The sequence below is a fragment of the Paraburkholderia fungorum genome, from assembly GCF_046026025.1.
Classification (GTDB): domain Bacteria; phylum Pseudomonadota; class Gammaproteobacteria; order Burkholderiales; family Burkholderiaceae; genus Paraburkholderia; species Paraburkholderia fungorum_E.
The window spans coordinates 1-2,670 of the sequence record NZ_JAQQFL010000078.1 but is presented as its reverse complement, the minus strand read 5'-3'; the positions used below and the strand labels follow the sequence as shown (position 1 = coordinate 2,670).

Below are 2,670 nucleotides of genomic sequence, written 5' to 3'. Positions count from 1 at the left end.
CACAGGCGTCATGTTCAGTGATGCATCCAGCACGACCGTCTGAACGTTCGCGATGGGACGCCCGATTGGCGTGACCGTGTCGTCCGCCAGGCAACTCCAGTGCGTGACGTCGATGGCCGCTTCCGTCGGTCCGTACAGGTTGTAGAGCCCGACTTCCGGCAGCGCGGCCAAGGCACGGTCCTTCAGCTCCGTGGACAACGCCTCGCCACTGCAGATCACGCGCCTGAGGCCACTACACTGCTGCGCGCCTTCGTAAGCAATGAACGCCTGCAGCATCGACGGCACGAAATGCAGTGTCGTCACCGTATGACGTTCGATCAGTTCAACCAGTTTCTGCGGATCGCGATGATCGTCCGGCGCGGCGACTGCCAGACGCGCGCCCGTCATCAGCGGCCAGAAGAACTCCCAGACCGAGACGTCGAAGCTGAACGGTGTCTTCTGCAGCACCGTGTCCGTGGCATCCAGCGCGTACGCCTGCTGCATCCACACCAGACGGTTGTACAGCGCGCTATGGCGGTTCGCTGCGCCTTTGGGCTGACCGGTTGAGCCCGACGTGTAGATGACGTAGGCGAGGTTTTCGCCATGCAATTCGACGTCCGGGTTATGCAACGGTTCGCTGGCAAGATCGAGTGCATCCAGTTCGAGCACCTCGATCGCATCCGACAGGGGCAGCCCATCGCGCACCCTGCGCTGCGTCAGCAGCAGGGAAATCCCGCTGTCGGCCATCATGTACGCGAGTCGCGCAGCCGGATACGACGGGTCGAACGGCACATAGGCGCCCCCCGCTTTCATGATCGCGAGCAGCCCCACCACCATCTCGACCGACCGTTCGACTGCAATCCCCACCCGCACATCCGGGCCCACACCCTGCGCCGACAACCGGTGCGCCAGTTGATTCGCACGTGCGTTCAACTCGGCGTACGTCAGCGCCGTATCGCCAAACAGCACGGCCTGCGCATCCGGCGTGCTGCGAACCTGCGCCTCGATGACGCGATGCACCGGCAACGTCTCACCATAGTCCGCATCGCAACGGCTAAACGCTTCGACTTCACGCCGCGCATCGGCATCGAGCCACGCAACTTCGCCGACCGCAGACGACGCGTCCGCAATCATTGCGTTCAGCACCGCCTCGAACTGTCGGGCCAGCGCGTGAACGCTCGCCGTCGACAGCTTTTCACGAGCAAACGTCCAGTCGATTTTCAGCGTATCGCCGGGCATCACCGTGATCGTCAACGGATAATTCGTCTGCTCCCGATTGCGCAATTCGCTAAAGCGCAGTCCACCCGGCGCGGCATCTTGCAGCGCTTCATCCACGGGATAGTTTTCGAACACGACGATGCTGTCGAACAGCGGCTGTCCAGTCACGCCTGCCCAGCGCTGGATGTCGTTCAGCGGCGTATGTTCATGCTCGCGCAATGCCAGCGCACGCGTCTGCATCTCACGCAAGCAGTCGCCCACGCTCGCTGTCGCGTCCACCGTCACCACCACTGGCAAGGTGTTGATGAACAGACCGAGCATCTGCTCGGCGCCCGGCAGATCAGCCGGACGACCCGCGACGGTCGCACCGAACACGACCGCTTTCTGTCCGCTGTGCCGATGCAGCAGCAACGCCCATGCGGCCTGCACCAGCGTGTTCAGCGTAATGCGCTCCTCGCGGGCGAATGCGGACAATCGGACTGTCGTTGCAGCGTCGAATTCGACGCGAAGCTCGCCTTGCGAGTCGGCATCGGCATCTGACACATCCCGCTCCGACGACCCGTTTTCGGCCAATGCCGTCAAGCGGCCCGGCTGATCGAGCGCTGCAAGTTGCGCGCGCCAGAATGTTTCGCTCGCGTCGTTGTCGCGCGCTTGCAGCCAACGGATGTACTCGCGATAGCGGGCGCTCCGTCCGGTCACCGTCACCACCGCCTGCGAAGCTTCGCCGCTATAGTCGCGCAGCACCTCGCCGATCAGTGCCGAGACGCTCCAGCCATCGAGCAGCACGTGATGATGCGTCCAGATGAAATGATGACGCGCGTCGCCGGTTCGCACCAGCGTCAGCCGATGCAACGGACCGCATGCGAAATCGAATGCGCCGGTGCGCTCGCGCAACGCGAGCGCGTCGAGTTTCTCCGCGACGCTGCTGGAATCGCCCGCGTCGCGCCAATCGTACTCGGCAAACGGTAAGCTCGCGGTCCTGGCGACCCATTGCAACCAGCCGTCGCCATGCTGAACGAAGCCGGTCCTCAGAATGTCGTGACGCTGCGCCGCCGTGTTCCACGCGGCACGAAAGCGCTCGCTGTCGAGCGCATCGATATCGATGCGAATCTGGTTCACGTATGCGCCGTCGCCCGGCGCGTAGAGCGAGTGGAACAACATACCGCGCTGCATTGGCGACAGTGGGTAGATATCGTCGACACCATCGAGCGGCATCGGCCATGCAGCAAGCTGCGTGGCATCCAGAAGCGCCAACGGGAAGTCGGACGGCGTCGCGGACGGCGTCGCATTCACGCAATGGGCAACGATTTCGCGCAGTTCACGTTCGAATGCGTCGGCGCACTCGTCGATGGTCGACGCAGAAAACTGCGCACCGTTGTAGCTGATCTGCACGGAAAGCCTGGCGTCGAATACCCGGGCATCAATTGAGAGCGCGTGCTCAAGCGGCGCATCACGATCGAACATTGCCCCGCA

The 2,670-nt window shown here is 63.1% G+C and carries 1 protein-coding gene; it reads right to left on the bottom strand.

Annotated features, from left to right (window positions below; translation table 11 throughout):
* Positions 1–2,661, bottom strand: a 2,661-nt coding sequence (locus PQR67_RS38045) for a condensation domain-containing protein (protein ID WP_408467925.1), incomplete at its 3' end; no start/stop codon positions are given.
* Positions 2,662–2,670: the final 9 nt, after the last annotated feature.